At 73.4% G+C, this 1,640-nt stretch carries 2 protein-coding genes and 1 pseudogene; all 3 read left to right on the top strand.

The features are described 5' to 3' along the window. Positions 1-795, top strand: a 795-nt coding sequence (locus G6018_RS06525; protein ID WP_187700929.1) for an MBL fold metallo-hydrolase, incomplete at its 5' end; no start/stop codon positions are given. Positions 796-866: 71 nt separating this feature from the next. Continuing rightward, a complete protein-coding gene (locus G6018_RS06530) occupies positions 867-1,319 on the top strand; it encodes a hypothetical protein (RefSeq protein WP_182639203.1) in 453 nt (150 codons plus the stop codon). Then, positions 1,316-1,640 (top strand): annotated as a pseudogene (locus G6018_RS06535) (hypothetical protein); the annotation flags it as partial. The gene G6018_RS06530 and the pseudogene G6018_RS06535, both read left to right, overlap by 4 nt.

The following is a 1,640-nucleotide window of genomic DNA, read 5'->3' on the forward strand; positions in this document are numbered from 1 at the left end:
CGGGCCGAGCCGGTGCCCGACGTGTGCCCGATCTGCGCCGATGAGCGCCAGTTCGTCCCCGCCGGCGGCCAGCGGTGGACCGACCCCGAGGCGTCGGCCGCGCGCGGCGCGCGCATCGAGTTCATGGAGCGCGAGGCGGACGTGATCAACCTGGTCCACCGGGACTGTCCCGGGATCGGGCAGAAGCCGGCGCTCATCCGCACCGACCACGGGAACGTGATGGTCGAGGCGCCGAACCACATCAGCGAGGAGGCCGTCGCGGCGGTGCGCGGATGGGGTGGCATCTCCGCCCTCATCGCCTCCCACCCGCACATGTACGGGGTCCAGTCACTGTGGTCGGCCGCCTTCGACGACGCCCCGGTCTACGTCTCCGCACCGGACGAGCACTGGCTCGGTCTGCGGCCCCGCAACACCGTGGTGTGGGGCGGCGGCCACCCGGGTGAGGAGATCGAGATCCTGCCGGGGGTCCGGGCCTCACAGCCCGGCGGCCACTTCCCCGGCAGCGCGGTGGTCCACTGGACCGCGCGCGACGGCCGGGGGGTGCTGTTCACGGGCGACACCATCGGCACCGTCGCCGATCCGCGCTGGGTCACGTTCATGCGTTCGTTCCCCAACTGGATGCCCCTGTCCGGCGCGGTGGTCCGGCGCATCGCCGAGCACGTCTCGCGCTACCACGTCGACCGGATCTACGCGAACTTCGGCGGCTGCGTCCCCCGCGACGCCGGCGCCGCCGTCCAACGCTCGGCCGAGCGGTACGCCAGGTGGGTCGACGGCGAGTACGACCACCTGACCTGACCACCACGTCGGCGGCCCGGACGACGCCATGACCGCCGATATGTGTCGGGGCGCGGCGCTAGCATCTCCTCGTGGAGTTCCACCCGGAAGGCCTGATCCTCAGCCTCGCGGTGCTCGCCCCGTCTCTCCTGTTGGCGCGTTTCCCCCCTCGGGAGCCGCTTCCGCGGTCGTCGGTGCCCGGCCCGGTGCGCTGGACCGAGCGCGCCGGCCAGGTCCTGTGCCTGGTGGTTCCGGCGGTGGGCGCCTCGGGCACGATCGTCTGGTGGTGGGGTGTTCCCGCGATCTCCGCGCTGGCCGCCTACTACGCCCTGTGGGCCCGGTATCTGGCGACGGGTCGCCACGCCGAGTCCCTGTACTGGTGGCGCCGCGTGCCCGCCCCGATGGCGATCCTGCCGGTGATGGTGTTCCTCACCGCCGCGGGCTGGCTGAGCAGTCCGTGGATCGCGGCGGCTGCCGTCGTACTCGCCCTGGGGCATCTCCCGGTGTCCCTGAGCGCGGCGCGGGCTGTGCGGGAGGCCGTGTGAGCGACACGGGGGTGGAGTTGTGGTGGCTGCCGGTCGGTGCCGGTGGGCACGTCGCGATCCATACGAGCCGCTGGTGGGAGTCGTATCACGCGCGTCGCGAACACCGCCCCGGACGGCCGCTGTTCCACGCCGCGCTGGAGGTCTTCACCGAGCGCGGCCCTCATGTCGTCGAGATGGCGCCGGCCTGGGGGCCGCTCAGCGGATCGAGCGGGGTCGTGGCGACCGGCCCGGTGGGTCTGCGCTGGCTGGGGCGGTCGCGCCTGTTCCGCTACGAGGTCCGCTGCCTGCCCGGGGGCGAGATCCCCGATCGCGCGTGGGCGC

Origin of the sequence: Dietzia sp. DQ11-44, assembly GCF_014145205.1 — a bacterium.
GTDB lineage: Bacteria > Actinomycetota > Actinomycetes > Mycobacteriales > Mycobacteriaceae > Dietzia > Dietzia natronolimnaea.